Origin of the sequence: uncultured Comamonas sp. (assembly GCF_964277875.1) — a bacterium.
In the GTDB taxonomy this organism is placed as follows: Bacteria; Pseudomonadota; Gammaproteobacteria; order Burkholderiales; family Burkholderiaceae_C; genus Comamonas; species Comamonas sediminis.
Genome location: NZ_CAXYJV010000010.1, coordinates 1 through 14,827 on the forward strand (window position 1 = coordinate 1; position 14,827 = coordinate 14,827).

The 14,827-nt window shown below is 67.7% G+C and carries 12 protein-coding genes; 4 read left to right on the plus strand and 8 right to left on the minus strand.

Annotation, left to right across the window (positions count from 1 at the left end; all coding sequences use genetic code 11):
- Positions 1-102 precede the first annotated feature (102 nt).
- Complete coding sequence (locus tag ACHWUQ_RS04755) at positions 103-2,628, minus strand: penicillin-binding protein 1A (RefSeq protein ID WP_394680482.1); 2,526 nt, start codon at positions 2,626-2,628, stop codon at positions 103-105.
- Between the two features lie 163 nt (positions 2,629-2,791).
- Positions 2,792-3,361, minus strand: coding sequence for a bacterioferritin (locus ACHWUQ_RS04760; RefSeq protein ID WP_034389809.1), 570 nt, complete (start codon positions 3,359-3,361; stop codon positions 2,792-2,794).
- Positions 3,362-3,602: 241 nt separating this feature from the next.
- Here ACHWUQ_RS04760 and ACHWUQ_RS04765 point away from each other — a divergent pair, with 241 nt between their 5' ends.
- The 3 genes from ACHWUQ_RS04765 to ACHWUQ_RS04775 all read left to right on the plus strand — a co-directional run bounded on the left by ACHWUQ_RS04765 (position 3,603) and on the right by ACHWUQ_RS04775 (position 5,865).
- Positions 3,603-4,109, plus strand: a complete 507-nt coding sequence (locus tag ACHWUQ_RS04765; RefSeq protein ID WP_096914692.1) for a glutathione peroxidase — start codon at positions 3,603-3,605, stop codon at positions 4,107-4,109.
- Between the two features lie 119 nt (positions 4,110-4,228).
- Positions 4,229-5,293 (plus strand): asparaginase, encoded by a 1,065-nt coding sequence (locus tag ACHWUQ_RS04770; RefSeq protein ID WP_097204123.1) that lies wholly within the window; start codon positions 4,229-4,231, stop codon positions 5,291-5,293.
- Between the two features lie 113 nt (positions 5,294-5,406).
- Complete coding sequence (locus tag ACHWUQ_RS04775; RefSeq protein WP_394680483.1) at positions 5,407-5,865, plus strand: RDD family protein; 459 nt, start codon at positions 5,407-5,409, stop codon at positions 5,863-5,865.
- A 37-nt stretch (positions 5,866-5,902) separates the two neighbouring features.
- On the opposite strand, the gene ACHWUQ_RS04780 is transcribed toward ACHWUQ_RS04775, so the two are convergent.
- From ACHWUQ_RS04780 to sbcD, 5 genes are all read right to left on the minus strand, one after another.
- Positions 5,903-6,460 carry a lysozyme inhibitor LprI family protein gene (locus ACHWUQ_RS04780; RefSeq protein ID WP_394680484.1) on the minus strand — a complete coding sequence of 186 codons (558 nt, stop codon included), beginning with the start codon at positions 6,458-6,460 and terminating at the stop codon, positions 5,903-5,905.
- 78 nt (positions 6,461-6,538) lie between these two features.
- Positions 6,539-7,147, minus strand: a complete 609-nt coding sequence (locus ACHWUQ_RS04785) for a hypothetical protein (RefSeq protein WP_394680485.1) — start codon at positions 7,145-7,147, stop codon at positions 6,539-6,541.
- A gap of 207 nt (positions 7,148-7,354) precedes the next feature.
- Entirely contained in the window at positions 7,355-8,293 is a 939-nt protein-coding gene (locus tag ACHWUQ_RS04790; RefSeq protein WP_034366888.1) for a GSU2403 family nucleotidyltransferase fold protein, read from the minus strand.
- 82 nt (positions 8,294-8,375) lie between these two features.
- Positions 8,376-11,873: an AAA family ATPase gene (locus tag ACHWUQ_RS04795; RefSeq protein ID WP_394680486.1), complete on the minus strand. Its 3,498-nt coding sequence runs from the start codon at positions 11,871-11,873 to the stop codon at positions 8,376-8,378.
- The gene (sbcD, locus tag ACHWUQ_RS04800) at positions 11,870-13,147 is read right to left on the minus strand and encodes an exonuclease subunit SbcD (RefSeq protein ID WP_197944773.1); all 1,278 of its coding nucleotides are present in this window, start codon (positions 13,145-13,147) and stop codon (positions 11,870-11,872) included. Before sbcD ends, ACHWUQ_RS04795 begins: the two co-directional genes overlap by 4 nt.
- Positions 13,148-13,286: 139 nt before the next feature.
- Here sbcD and ACHWUQ_RS04805 point away from each other — a divergent pair, with 139 nt between their 5' ends.
- Positions 13,287-13,673 (plus strand): VOC family protein, encoded by a 387-nt coding sequence (locus ACHWUQ_RS04805; RefSeq protein ID WP_394680487.1) that lies wholly within the window; start codon positions 13,287-13,289, stop codon positions 13,671-13,673.
- Between the two features lie 131 nt (positions 13,674-13,804).
- Here ACHWUQ_RS04805 and ACHWUQ_RS04810 read toward each other — a convergent pair whose 3' ends face one another.
- The gene (locus ACHWUQ_RS04810; protein ID WP_394680488.1) at positions 13,805-14,824 is read right to left on the minus strand and encodes a Bug family tripartite tricarboxylate transporter substrate binding protein; all 1,020 of its coding nucleotides are present in this window, start codon (positions 14,822-14,824) and stop codon (positions 13,805-13,807) included.
- Positions 14,825-14,827 lie beyond the last annotated feature (3 nt).

Here is a 14,827-nt window from a genome sequence, read left to right on the forward strand (position 1 = left end):
CCTTCGGCAGGGCTGCCACCCCGCATCCCGCCCAACGCAGGCGTGGGCAGAAGGGGGGAGGCTGGGGAACAGCCAACAGCCAACAGCCAACAGCCAGCCGGGTCAGGGCTGGATCGGTGTGATCACCACGCCGGTGCCTGCGGGGGCGTCTTCGCCGCCGGGCAGGGCGGGTGTGGTGGGGGTGGCTTCCTGCACTGCGCGCTGGTCCGTGGGGCCCAGCGTGCCCTGGGTGAGGGGGATGCTGGGAGCGGGCAGGGCGGGGGTGCTTTCTATGATTTCCTCGCCGGGCGACAGGCCCGGGCCGGGTGGGTCCGTGGGCTCGGGTGCGGGTTCAGGGGCCGGTGCTGGCTCCGGGGTGGTGGGTTGGCCGGGCTGGGCGGGCGGCTGCTGGTCGGGCCACCAGCCCTGCATGCGTTCGCGCAGGCGGACGACCATGTCGGACCACCAGTGGCTTTGTTCGGGCGGCTCGAAGCGGGCCTTGGCGTCGATGACGGGGCTGCGCAGGGCGCGGGACATGAAGTCTCCCACCATGGGCAGGGCGCTGCGCGAGCCCTGGCCCCAGCGGTCGCTGCGCAGGGTGATGCGCGGGTCGTTGAAGCCGGCCCAGGCGCCGGTGACGATTTCCGGGTGCATGAGGATGAACCAGCCGTCGGCATTGCCCTGGGTGGTGCCGGTCTTGCCGGCCACGTCTGCGTGGATGCCGTAGCGCTGGCGCACGGCCACGGCAGTGCCTTTGTCCACCACGGCGCGCAGCATGTCCACCAGGGCGTAGGCGTGGTCTTCGTCCAGCGCGCGCTCGGGCTTGGGCGGACTGAATTCGGCAATGACCTTGCCGTCGGCGTCCTCGATGCGCGTGACCATCATGGGCGGCAGCCAGCGGCCACCGTGGGCCAGGCTGGCATAGGCGTTGACCATTTCCAGCAGTGACACGGGGCTGCTGCCCAGGGCCAGGGCGGGTACTTCGTCCAGCGGGCTCTGGCGAACGCCCAGGGCGCGCGCCAGGCGTGCCACGCGGGCGGGGCCCACGGATTGCATGACTTCGGCGGTGATGGTGTTCTTGGAATAGGCCAGGGCGTCGCGCAGCGTCATCTCGCGGCCCGTGGGTGGCGTGGCGTCGGTGGGGCGCCAGACTTCGCCGCCGGGCAGCTTGATTTCCACGGGGCCGTCCACGCGCTTGTCGTCGGGGGTGGCGCCCTGCTGCAGCGCGGCGCCATAGACAAAGGGCTTGAAGGTCGATCCGGGCTGTCGCCGTGCCTGCTGCACATGGTCGTAGGCATCCTGCGTGAAGTCGCGGCTGCCCACCCATGCCAGCACTTCGGAGGTGGCCGGGTTCAGCGCCACAAAGCCTGCCTGCACGCGGGTCTTGTCCTCGCGCAGCTGCTTCATGAAGGCCTTGTCGGCCAGCAGGGCCTTGAGGGTGTCTTCCTCGCTGTCCTTGTCCGTTGCCTTGTCCTTGCCTTGGCCGTCCGCGCGTTTGCGCGCCGCGCGCCAGGCGGGGGTCTCCCGCACCAGCTGTTGCACCAGCGGGTTGGCGGCATTCCAGCCGTCGCGCTGGCTCCAGGCGCCGTTGGCCACGCCCTGCAGCGTGCGCGTCTGGCGCGCCACGGCCTGGTTGGCCCAGTTCTGCAGGCGCGAGTCGATGGTGGTGTGCACCACCAGGCCGTCGGTGTAGATGTTGTAGTCGTTGCGGTCGGCCCAGTCGATCAGCCATTTGCGCAGCTGCTGCGCGAAGTGGGGGGCCATGCCCAGGGGCTCTTCCTGGCGCTCGAAGTTGATGCGCATGGGGCGCTTCTTGAGCTGGGCGAACTCGGCCTCCTGCAGCACGCCGCGCTTGACCATTTGCGACAGCACCGTGTTGCGGCGGTACAGCGCGCGGTCGGGGTTGAGCACGGGGTTGTAGTAGCTCGTGCCCTTGAGCATGCCCACCAGCGTGGCGCTTTCCAGCACCGTCAGCCGCGCGGCCGGTTTGTCGAAATAGGTGCGCGCCGCCATCTCTATGCCGAAGGCGTTGTAGAGGAAGGGCACGGTGTTCAGATAGGTTTCGAGGATCTCATCCTTGGTGTAGAGCGCCTCGATCTTGAAGGCCGTGATCGCCTCCTTGAGCTTGCGGTTGAGCGTGGGCGCGCGGCCGATCTCGGTCGGGTACAGGTTGCGTGCGAGCTGCTGGGTGAGGGTGGAGCCGCCCTGCGGATCGCCACGCAGCGTGTGCACCACCGAGCCCAGCGTGCGCCGCCAGTCCATGCCGTGGTGCTCGTAGAAGCGGTGGTCCTCCGTGGCGATCAGCGCCTTGATCACCGAGGGCGACATCTCGTCGAGCTTCACCCACTGCCGGTTGCTGCGCTTGAACTGCGCGAGCTGCTTGCCATCCGCGCTCATGATCTGGGCGGGCTGCTCCAGCTTGGCCTTGCGTATGTCGCGGATGCCGGGCGTGAACGGGATCAGGGCCAGCACATACAGCGCGAACAGCAGCGGCAGCGCGGCGGCGAACAGCAGCCATTCGCGCCGCGTGGGCCAGCGGTGCCACCAGGGCAGGGCCGCCACGCGCTGGCCGATGCGGCTGGCCAGCAGCCTTTGCCAGGCTGTGAGCACAGCGTCGGGCAGCTTCAAGTCATTGAAAGAAAAGCGCATATTGCAAGACGGCCCTGATGACAGGACATCAGGGCCGATAGGGCGGGACCATTCCGCGAAGCCGAGAGAATGCCCAAAAAAACGGCACCCCGCTCGCGCGGGGTGCCTTGCCTATGGGCCAAGCCCCGGTATTGTCGGGCTGGCGGGTACTGGCGGGAACTGCTTATTTCTCCAGCCAGTCGGACAGCTCGTCCGCATGCTCCTGCTCCTGCTCCAGGATGGATTCGATCAGCCGGCGCGTGGTCGGGTCCTTGTCGCCGATCAGGTCGATCATCTGGCTGTAGGCCTCGATGGCCACGCGCTCGGCGATCAGGTTGGTGCGGATCATGGCCTTCAGGTCCGTCTCGCCGTTGTAGTCGGCATGGCTGCGCTGGGTCAGCGTCTGGGGATTGAAGTCGGGCTCGCCGCCCAGCTGCACGATGCGCTGGGCCAGCTTGTCGGCATGGGCCATTTCCTCGTTGGCATGGACCAGGAACTCGTCGGCAATGGCGGGCGAAGCCAGGCCCACGGCCGTGAAGTGGTGGCGCTTGTAGCGCATCACGCACACCAGCTCGGTGGCCAGCGAGTCATTGAGCAGCTTGATGATGTCCTCGCGCCAGGGCCCGAAGTGCGGGGTCACGGCGCCATCGTCCAGGCTGTGCTTGGCGGCCTCCAGGGCCTTGGGGTCCAGCGCCAGGTGGCCGTTGCCGGCGTTGGATTTGGCTTGCTTCGTGGGGGTGCTGTTGGGGTTCATACGTGGTCTCTTCATCGTGGGACGGAAACTACGGCAGGCATGCGCCTATGCGGCTTGTAAACACCTGCCAGCGAAACGGGACCAGGCGGGCCGATGTGCCCGCCTGTTGCCTTCCAAGGTAAGTTTTTGGCCGCCTGCTGTCTGTGAGACAAGTCCGCATCCCCATGCCCGGCCAGCGCGCCCCTGGGTGTCCCTGGGTATCCCGGCGCTACCATGGGCGTTCCACTCCAGGAGCACCCGCATGAATGACACCGCCGCCGCGCCCCGCTCGGCCTACGACTTCGAGGCCACCTCCATCACGGGCCAGGCCGTCCCCCTGTCGGACTACCGCGGCAAGGTGCTGCTCATCGTCAACACCGCCAGCGCCTGCGGCTTCACGCCGCAGTACGCCGGCCTGCAGGCGTTGCATGAGCAGTACGGCGAGCGCGGCCTGGTGGTGCTGGGCTTTCCGTGCAACCAGTTCGGTTCCCAGGAAAAGGGCAGCGAATCGGAAATCGCCAGCTTCTGCGACCTGAACTTTGGCGTGCGCTTTCCGCTCATGGGCAAGATCGACGTCAACGGCGCCAACGCCCACCCGCTGTACCGCTGGCTCACGGCCGAGGCGCCGGGCGTGCTGGGCACCAAGGCCATCAAGTGGAACTTCACCAAATTCCTCGTTGGCCGCGACGGCCAGGTCATCCGCCGCTATGCGCCGCAGGATGCGCCGGCCAAGCTGTCCACGGACATCGAGGCCGCGCTGGCGCCTTGACGCGTTGATGCGCGCTAATTGCGCCTGTCCATCAGGGTTTCACGCAGGGCCGGCAGCGCGGGCCGGCCGCACGCCATGGTTAGCATGCTCCTTGACATCACAACAAGGAGACAACACCCGTGAAAGCCTTCCGCCGCACCGCCCTCGCCCTGCTCACTGCCTGCACCTTGCCCATGATTGCTACCAGCGCCGCCGCCCAGGACAAGCCCGTGGTCCAGTTCATCGCCACGGGCGGCACCATCGCCATGAAGATCGACCCGGTCAAGAACGCGCCCGTGCCCGCGATCTCGGGCGACGACCTGCTGGCCACCGTGCCCGACGTGGGCAAGTACGCGCGCATCCAGGTCAACAACCTGTCCAACGTGCCCTCCGACTACATGGACCCGGCCCGCTGGGTGCAGCTCACCCAGGCCGTACAGGCCGCGCTGGCCCGCCCTGAGGTGGCCGGCGCCATCGTCTCGCACGGCACGGACACGCTGGAGGAAACCGCCTTCTGGCTGGACCTGACCGTGCAGTCGTCCAAGCCCGTCGTGCTCATAGGCGCGCAGCGCAATGCCTCGGTGTCCGACTTCGACGGGCCGCGCAACCTGCTCAACGCCGTGCGCATCGCCGTGGACCCCAAGGCGCGCGACAAGGGCGCCATGCTGGCCATGAACAACCAGATCAACGCCGCGCGCTACGTCACCAAGACACACACGGCCAACGTGGAGACCTTCCGCTCGGGTGAATTCGGCTTTCTGGGCGAGGTCTACCCGGACCGCGTGAACTTCGCCTCCGCCCCCGCGCGCCGCCAGCACCTGCCCATCCAGGCGCAGACCATGCCCGAGGTGGAGATCTTCCCCATGTACGGCGGCGCCAACGGCCAGGCCGTGCGCCAGGCGGTGGACCGTGGCGTCAAGGGCATCGTCATCGACGCCTTGGGCATGGGCAACATGAATGTCGCCATGCTCGATGCCGCCAAGTACGCCATCGGCAAGAACGTGCCCGTGGTCATCAGCACGCGCGTGCACAACGGGCGCGTCATGCCCAGCTACGGCTTCGAGGGCGGCGGCAAGACCTCGTTCGAGGCCGGCGCCGTCATGGCCGACGATCTGCGCGCGCCCAAGGCGCGGATCCTGCTGATGCTGGCGCTGCAGTCCGGCGTGACGGGGCAGAAGGACCTGCAGGCGGTATTCGATCGATAGTTCGACCGACAGGCCGCCGCAACCCTGCCGCGCAGGCCCTGGCCTTGCGCGGCATTTCTGACGGGGCACCGAGGTGGCACACTGGCAGCCTCATATGCCAACCAGGGCGCACCATGCAGGATGACGATCTCGAATACGTAGGCTTCTGGGCCCGCACCGGCGCCGCGCTGATCGACACCGTGATCCTGCTCGTGCTCATGCTTCCGGCCCTGATCTCCATTTATGGCTGGGAATACCTGGAGTCCGAAAAACTGCTGTACGGCCCGGCCGATTTCGTCATCTCCTGGGTGCTGCCTGCCATTGCCGTCGTCATCTTCTGGATCAAGAAACAGGCCACGCCGGGCAAGATGCTCATCGCCGCCAGGATCGTGGACGCGCAGACCGGCGCGGACATGAGCACACGGCAGGCCATCATTCGCTACCTGGCCTATTTCGTGTCCATCATCCCGCTGTGCCTGGGGCTGATCTGGGTGGCCTTTGACCCGCGCAAACAAGGCTGGCACGACAAGATTGCGGGCACCGTGGTGGTCAGGCCCAAGCACCGGGGGGTGCAGCCGGTGAAGTTCCGCTGACACGCACCTCAGGCGCGCCCGCAGCGGGCGCTCCGTGCTATTTCAACGGCAGCTCGGATGTGGCATCGCGCAGCTGCGCGGCCCGCCCGAAATTCAGTGCTGCAGCACAGGACAGGCGCCTGATCTCCGTCGCGTTGCCGGCTGCGCCGCCAGCCAGAGAAGCAAGCCAGCTGCATTGGGCATCGCGGTACTGCGTGAATTCCTTGCCGGAGGCGGACAGCCTGGCCTTGGCCTGTGCGGCATATTTGGCATCCTCATCCCATTGCCCCAGTGCGCTGGCTGCCTGTTCCTCGGCCTGCTTCAAGGCCTTGTGGCTGTCTGCGAGCCTGCGCGCCAGGCAGTCTCGCATTCCGGCCTGGGAGTGGGCACTGCACTCCTCGCGCAAGGCGCGTTCATCGGGTTGAGAAATGATTTCCGTGGCGAGGCTCCACAGAGGAATGCAGGCTGCCAGTGCCAGGGTTGTCAGCTTTATTGCTCGCATGTGGAGGTCCTGAATCCGAAGAGGCCGGGCTGCCTGATCCCGATGCAAAGACGATGGCCGCAAAGGCGCCGGGCATTCTGGCATGCCTGATTGGCCGGTTGCGAGCAACCGCAAGCGAACGCCAAGCCACCGGTCATGCCAATGCGCAGTGGTTTCCCTTGCGCACGAGCACCGGCCTCCCCGCCCCGTGGCTCAATCCTCTTCCAACCCCGGCTCGTCCACCACGAAGCCCGAGCCGTCCTCGTCGCAGAACACGCATTGCTGCACGAAGCTGTCCATGCTGCTGGCGTGGAACCAGATCAGGCCCTGGTCTTCGTCGCAAAGCATGTCGGTCTGGTCGTCCACGCTGGCGGCGGCAAAGCCGCTCAGTTCCATTTCTTCGAGGAACTGCTCCAGGTCCTCGCAGCCTGCAAACAGCTCATGGTCCAGGCTGCCGATGCGGCCCTTGAAGGCGCCGTGCAGCACTTCCACGAAGGGGTTGCCGCCGGGGTCATGGCCAATGACCATGAAGTGCGCGGCAAACAGGTTCTCGCGCTGGTGGTCCTCCACGTCGTAGTGCTCCGAGCCTGCGCGGAAGTGGTGCAGGGTGCGCAGCCAGGCGTGGTTGTCGCCGGTCTCGTCGTCGGCCTGCAGGTAGTCCTCGCGGTCGGGCGCCGCTTCGAGCCGGTCGAAGTCCAGGCCGTTCTGCGTGATCAGGAACTGCGCGTAGGCGTCGGAGAAGCCTTGCGCGGCCTGGTATTCGCGCACCGCCTGGGCGTCGGGCAGGGCCAGGCCGAAGGGATTGGGAAAGCGCACTTGCATGGAACGGTCCTTGAAAAGGAGTGAACGGCGGCCACGCAGGCCGTGCCCGCAGGATGGTGCAGGCGTTGGGAGGCAGTTTGGTGACAGTTCCGTATTGAGCTGCAGCCTGCGAGCAGAGCAGTGGCGCGCAATGACTTCCCGTATGCGCGTTGAGCCCAGACCTGCCTGCTCACAGATTGCACAGGTCTCAGACGTATCCGAAAGAACTCATGGAGGCAAGTACCCGTCCACCAGCGCTTGCACCACGTCCGCTTGCAGTACATCTCGCCTGCGCTTGATGGCCTCTCGCTCGCGCAGGCCGGCCATCCATCGCTTGAACGCGACGAAGGTTGCCGGGTGGACGGTATGCATGCGCGCCATGGCTCCATTGCTGGCGACGATGACGGCTGAAAACGGTGGCGCATCCAGCAGCACGTTGGCACGCCTGGCCTGGGCCACCCAGAAGTCTTCCTCGGCGTCGCTGAGTTTGATGGGGTGGGGATCGTCTGCCACACGTTCGCGACGGATGATGTCCACTTCAAAACCGTCTTTGTTGACGGCCGTGTAGAGCTGGCTTTTGCGCAGGCGGAACGTGCTGTCCACCTTCTTCAGTACGCCGAGCATGGAGCTGTCTACGCGGGCGAGTTGCGTGGCAAATTGCAGCCGCTTGCGGGTATCCCACAACAGGTCCATGTCGCGCGTGGCCAGGGCATCTGCCTGTAGCCGCAAGCCGGCTGCCGCCTCGTAGGCGTAAAGCGCATGCGTTCCTACCACGCGAAAGTGCGGACTCAGCCCGGTGATCGACAGACGGTTGAGCAGCTCCACCACCAGCGGGTCCACCCTGCCTACGCGCAGCGCGCGATTCAGTCGCTGGTGCTGGGCCAATGCGGCCTTGAGCCCGGCCAAACGCTCGGCGCTTTCCTGCTTGCGCTGCATGAAGCGTTCATAGATGGCTTCGGTTTCCGGCGTGCGAAGACCGAGGCTGGTTTCGGCGCCCGCAGGCGTGGTGCGGATCAGGTAGCTGGATTGAGGAGACGACGCCGGACCCGCATGCCAATACATGCCACCGCGTACTTGAGCCCCTTCATCCCGGGCTTCTTCCAGGGCTTCGAAGGTGGATACGGCGTCTATGTACTGGCGGGCCGCTGATGGCTGGAGGTCTTGCATTTCGGTATTTTTCCGAGAATTTCTCTTTTATACCGAAATGCTTTTAAAAACAACAGCCTAAGAGATTTTGAAACGCTTCGGATCACGAAGAAACCACCAGCCTCGAATGCCCCACGCCACCGCCTTTCTCCACACGCACCTGCACGGCGATGCGCTCCTTGAGCGCCTCCACGTGGCTGATGATGCCGATCATCTTGCCGCTGTCGTTGAGCCGGTCGAGTGCGTCGAGGGCGATCTCCAGCGTGTCGGCATCGAGCGTGCCGAAGCCTTCGTCGAGGAATAGGGAGTCGATGGAGGTCTTGTGGCTGACCAGGTCGGACAGCGCCAGTGCCAGGGCCAGGCTGACGAGGAAGGCCTCGCCGCCCGATAGCGTGCGCGTGTCGCGCGGGGTGTCGCCCTGCCAGCTGTCGACGATGTCCAGTTCCAGCTCGCCTTCGGGCTTGCGGCGCAGCAGGTAGCGGCCGTGCAGGCGTGCCAGGTGGAGGTTGGCCAGGTGCAGCAGGTGGTCCAGGGTGAGGCCCTGGGCGAAGCGCCGGTATTTGTCGCCCTTGGCCGAGCCGATGAGGCCGTCCAGGTGCTGCCACAGGTCGCTGTCGCTGGCCTGTGCGGCGATGTGCTCGAACAGGGCCTGCTGGCCCTGGCGGCGGCGCTGGTCATCGGCCAGCTGGGCGCGGGCGCCGCCCAGTTGTTCGCTGAGTGCCGTATGGCGCTCCTGCAGTGTTTGCAGCAGCGCCTGGATGGCTTCGGGTGTCAGGTCGGTCAGGGCCTGGGCCTGCAGTTGCGCGTGCTCGCGCTGCGCGGCTTCCAGCAGGGTGGCCGCGCGCTGTTGTGCCGCCTGCAGTTGCTGGCGCAGCGTGGCCAGGCGCTGGCGTTCGGGTGCGGGCAGCAGGGCCTGCAGGTAGGTGGGCTCGTCAGCAAAGGGGCTGGTGCCCAGGGCGGCCTGCCATGCGGATTCGGCCTGGGCCGCTTCCTCGCGCTGGCGGGCCAGCGTGGCCTGGGCCTGTTGCTGCTGGCCTTGCAGGGCATCCTGCTGCCGCGTGAGAGCGGCGATGTCGCTGGCGCATTCGGCCAGGGCCTGCGGCAGCTGTTCCACGGGCGGCAAGGGGGGTGAAGGCGGCTCTGCCACAGCCGTATCGGCGGGATGGGGCTTCGCCGTTCTCTGCTCCTCCCACTGTGCCTCCCACTTTGTTTCCGACTGTTTTTTCCAGCGCTGCGCATCGGCCTCGGCAGCCTCGCATTCCTTGCGCTGCAAGGCCATGGATTGGGCCAGTTGCTGCAGGTCGTGCCGGGCCTGTTGCCAGTGCTGCCATTCGGCTTCGCGCGCTTCAAGCCAGGGCTGGGCGTCGTCGGGCAGGGTGTGGCCGGCCTCGCCGAGTGAAGCCTGCAACTGCGCGTTCAGCGCCTGGGCTTCGGCCTGCAGGCCGGCGATGGATTGCTGCAGTTCGTCGCGGCGTGCGCTGTGGTCGGCCAGGGCCTGCTGCTGCAGCGCAAGCTGGCCTTGCGCGGTCTGCAGTGACTGGCGGCTGTGCTGGGCAGCGTCCTTGGCCTGTTGCACGGCCTGCTCGCCTTGCTCGGCGGCCTGCACGGCGTGCTTGAGCGTGTCCAGCTGGCGGGCGCAGGCCTGGGCCGATGCGGCGAGGGTGTCGGCCTGTTGCCAACTGTCTGGCGCGAGTTGCAGGGGTTGCGTGAGGCCCTGCCATGTGTCGTTCCATGTGCCGTGCCAGCGTGCGATGTCCTGTTCCAGTTCGTCGGCCTGGCGCTGGCGCGCAGCCTGCGCGGCCGTGGTGGCGGCCAGCGTGGCGCGGGCGGTTTCGCCCTGGGTTTGCAGGGCGTCGAGTTCATCCTGCTTGCGGCGCAGCGCGGCTTCGGTGGCCGAGGCGTCCAGCGCTTCATAGGCGGCCACGGCCGGGTGCTCGTGCGCGCCGCACAGCGGGCAGGGCTGGCCGGGCTGCAGGGCGTGGCGGTGCTCGGACAGGCTTTGGATGCGCTGCTCCTGCAGGAGCAGGGTCTGCTTGTCCGCGACCTGTTCCTTGACGCTCTTGTACTGCTGCCGCAGGGCTTGCAGCGATGTGTCCTGCGCCCGCGCCTGTGCCTCTCCATCGCGCAATTCCTGCTCCAGCGCAGCTTGCTGGCGCGCAAGTTCGCGGCGCTGCGCGGCCTGGGTTTCTGCCTGGCGCCACAGGTGCAGGCGGTCCTGCTCCGCCTGCTCGCGCGCGCGCAGCTCGGTCATGCCGCCGCTGCCTTGAAGGCGCTGCGCCTGTTCGTCCTGTGCGTGCTGGAGTGTGGCGCTGGTGCGGGCCTGGGCGTCGGTGGCGGCCTGGACCTGGGCCGCGCCGGCTTCGGCGCTTTGCGCCATGCGGGCCTGTTCGGCATCCAGCTTGCGCAGGGCCTGCTGCTGGTTGGCCGCTTGCTGTTGCTGGCTGGCGCGCAGCTTGAACTGCTGGCGCCAGCTGCCCAGGCGCTCGCCCAGCAGGGCATGGGCGGCATGGTGGGTGCAGAACTGTTCCAGCGTTTGGTGCTCGGCCTGCTGGCGGGCCAGGGTGTCTTGCGCAGCCTGGGCCAGGCGGGCGGACAGGGCCTGGGCATGGCGGTGCTGCAGCAGCAGCCGGGCCTGGGTTTGCTGTTCGTGCTCGCGCAGTTGCTGCAGTTGCTGGCGGCTGTCATCGCAGGCGGCGGTGCTGCGTTGCCAGGCCTGGTGCAGCGGCTGCAGCGCCTGCGCAGGCTCGTCATGGGCCAGTCTTTCCAGTTCGGGCCCGGCCTGCTCCAGTGCCTGGGCGGCGTCTGCGCAGCCGGTGCGGGCGGCCTGCAGTGTCTGGGTGGCCTGGGCCAGTTGCTGCTGCCATTGGTGCTGGGCCTGGGTGCGCAGGTAGTCGGCCTGCAGCGTGGCCTGCTCCGTCACCAGGCTGTCGGCCTGGGCCTGCAGGGCATCGCGCGCCTCGGGCGTCAGCAACTCCACGCCATCGGCCTGGGCCTTGAGCTGGTCCAGGCGCTGGCGGGCGTCGCGGGCGCGTTCGAAGACTTTCTGCGAGATGAGGCCGTAGATCTCGGTGCCTGTCAGCTCTTCCAGCAGGCCGGCGCGCTCATTGGCATTGGCTTGCAGAAAAGCGGCAAAGCCGCCCTGGGCCAGCAGCATGGACTTGGTGAAGCGCTCGAAGTCCAGGCCGGTGATGGCGGCGGTCTGCTCCAGCTTGTCGCGCGTCTGGCTGCTGAGGATGCTGCCGTCGCCACGGGCCAGTTCCACCTTGGGCGCCTGCAGCGCGCCATCGAGCCTGTCGCGTGCGCGGCGCTGGCTCCAGAAGGCGCGGTAGACCTGCCCCTTGACCTCGAATTCGACCTCGGCCAGGCAGTCGGCCGTGTGGCGCGTCATGAGGTCGTTGGCCGATGCCGAGATGTTGTTCAGCCTGGGTGTCTGGTGGTACAGCGCCAGGCAGATGGCATCGAGCAGGGTGGACTTGCCCGCGCCCGTGGCCCCGGTGATGGCGAACAGGCCGTTGCCCGCGAACGGTGCCTGCGTGAAGTCGATGCGCCATTCGCCCTTGAGCGAGTTGAGGTTCTTGAGCCGCAGCGTAAGGATCTTCATGCGCGGGCCTCCTCGCCGTGTTCGCCGGCGCCTGGCTGGGGCGCATCAAGCCCGGCCACCACTTCCTGGTAGCGCCGGGTGAGGGCCTGGGCCAGGCCGGGCTCCAGTGTTTCCAGCGCCAGGCGGCGCTCGAAGACGTCGGCGGGGCTGATCTCGTGCAGCGACTCGCCGGCGGCGGCGGCCATGCCGGCCACCGCCCGGCCGCGCTGGCGCCGCACGCGCAGCAGTTCCACCGGTAGCTCATCGGCCAGGGCCTGCACGCGGTCAGTGAGCTGGGGCAGGTAGTCGTCCTGCTCCACCACCACCTCCAACCACACGGGCCGTGCAGGGCTGCCGGCCTGGGCGGTGGCGCGCATCAGATCCGGCAAGGCGGTCAGGCTGCCTGCCACCGAGGCCATGGGCTGAAAGCAGGGCACGGGTAGCGGCGTGACAGCCTGCAGCCCTTCGGGGCCCAGGTCCACCAGCAGCATCTGCTTGGACTGGCGGGCCTCGTCAAAGCTCAGCGCAATGGGCGAGCCGCTGTAGCGGATGTGCTCCAGGCCGCCCACTTTCTGCGGCTGGTGGATGTGGCCCAGGGCCACGTAGTCGGCGGGCGGAAAGGCCGAGGTGGGGAAGGCATCCAGCGATCCCACGTAGATTTCGCGCACGGACTCGCTGCTGCTGGCGCCCACGGTGGTGAGATGGCCCGTGGCGATGATGGGCAGGCGCTGGCCGGATGCGGCGGCCAGCGCGTCACGGCGTGCCATGGCGGCGTCGTGCACGCTGCGGTAGCACGACTCGATGGCGGCCTGCAGCGCCTGCTGCTTTTGCTCGGCGCTTTGGCCGGGCTGGCTCAGCACCAGGTCGCGCGGGCGCATGAAGGGCAGGGCGCAGACGATGCAGCCGGGCGCGGCCGGCTGCCCCGGCCGGCGCCGCAGCGGCAGCTCGACCACGTGGCTGGCCGTCTCGCCCACGGCGGCAACCACGGTGGTGTCCAGGCAGGCCAGCAGCTCGCGGTTCTCTGCCAGCGTGGCCACGGAGTCGTGGTTGCCGCCCAGCAGCAACAGGGCCACGCCCGCCGCATGCAGGCGCACCACCAGCTGGCTGTACAGCTCGCGCGCATAGCTGGGCGGCGCGCCGGTGTCGAAGATATCGCCCGCGATGAGCACGGCATCGACCGCCTGGGCATCGACCTGCTCCAGCAGCCAGTCGATGAGCGCAGCGTGCTCGGCCTGGCGGCTCTTGCCCATGAAGTGCTGGCCCAGGTGCCAGTCGGAAGTGTGAAGAAGGCGCATGGTTTCGGTATCGCGGTATCGGTGCAATGTCCGCCGGCTGTGGCGGGGGCGACAGTATGGTCGCTGGCGCGCATGGGTGACAGCAGGACGGCGTGCCGCAGCTAACATCCCGGCTCGCATCAACCAAGGAGACACAGGCATGTTCAGCCACGTCATGGTCGGGGTCAACGACCTCGAAAAATCCAAGCAGTTCTACGACGCATTCCTGGGCGCGCTCGGCATTGCGCCGGGCATGGCCAACAAGAACCGCTATTTCTACCGCAGCGCGGGCGGCACGTTTGCCATTTCCACACCGATCAACGGCGAGGCTGCCTGCCACGGCAATGGCGCGACCATCGGCTTTGCGACGCAGTCGCCCGAGCAGGCCGACGCGGCCCATGCCGCTGCCGTGGCAGCCGGGGGCGTGACCTGCGAGGATCCGCCCGGCTGGCGCGAGGCTTCGCCCGGTGGCCGGCTGTACCTGGCCTATGTGCGGGATCTGGATGGCAACAAGCTGTGCCTGTTGCATCGGCCGCCGAAGGTCTGATTTCCAGCCCCTGACGGTTCACCAACGAACAGGAGCCTGGGCGGCCTCTGCCGTCCAGGCTCCTGGCCGGTTGCGCGGTGCCGGCCGCCTCGCTCCCCCGGTACGCGCGGCCGCTCAGGACGTGCTTCTTCTCAATCCATTTTGATGTTGGCGGCCTTGATCACGCCGCTCCACAGCGCCTGTTCCGAGCGCACGAAGCCTGCGAACTGCTGCGGCGTCATCTCCATGGGCTGTATGCCGATCTCTTCGAGCTTGGCGCGCGTTTCGGGGTGGCGCAGGGCGGTGGCCAGGCTTTTGTTCAGGCGCTCGGTGAGCGCAGGGCTCAGGTGGGCGGGGCCGACGAAGCCCTGCCAGGCATAGGCTTCGAAACCGGGCACGCCGGCCTCGGCCATGGTGGGCACGTCGGGCAGGATGGGCAGGCGCTGGGGCGTGGCCACGGCCAGCACGCGCAGCTTGCCCGCGCGGATGGCCGAGATGCTGGGCGGCAGGTCCACGAACATGGACTGGATCTGGCCGGCCATGAGGTCCTGCAGCGCCGGGGCCGAGCCCTTGTAGGCCACGTGCAGGATCTGGGTGCCCGTGCGCTGCTTGAACAGCTCCAGCGCCACGTGCAGCGGCGAGCCCGGGCCCGACGAGGCCGAGGAGATGCCGCCCGGCTCCTTGCGCGCCATCGCCAGGAATTCCTGCACGTTCTTTGCCGGGAAGGACGGATGCACGGCCAGCACCAGCGGCATGCGGCCCAGGCCGCCGATGTAGCTGAAGTCCTTGCCCGCGTCATAGCTCAGGCGCGCATACATGGCGGGGTTGAAGGCCAGCGTGCCCGAGTCGGCCGTGCCCAGCGTGTAGCCATCGGCCGGGGCGCGTGCGATCAGCGTGGCGCCGATGATGCTGGCCGCGCCGGGACGGTTGTCCACCACCACGGGCTGGCCCAGGTCCTTGCTCATCTGCACGGCCAGCTGGCGCGCGATCACGTCGGTGGTGCCGCCCGGTGCGTAGGGCACCACCCATTTGACGGGCTGGGTGGGCCAGGCTGGCGCACTCTGGGAGGACGGGGCTGGGGCGGATTGCGCCTGGGCGGTGCCCATGCCCAGCGTCAGCAGGGCGCAGGAAAGCCAGGCCTGGCGGTGCAGGGCCATTGGGTTGAACAGCATTTT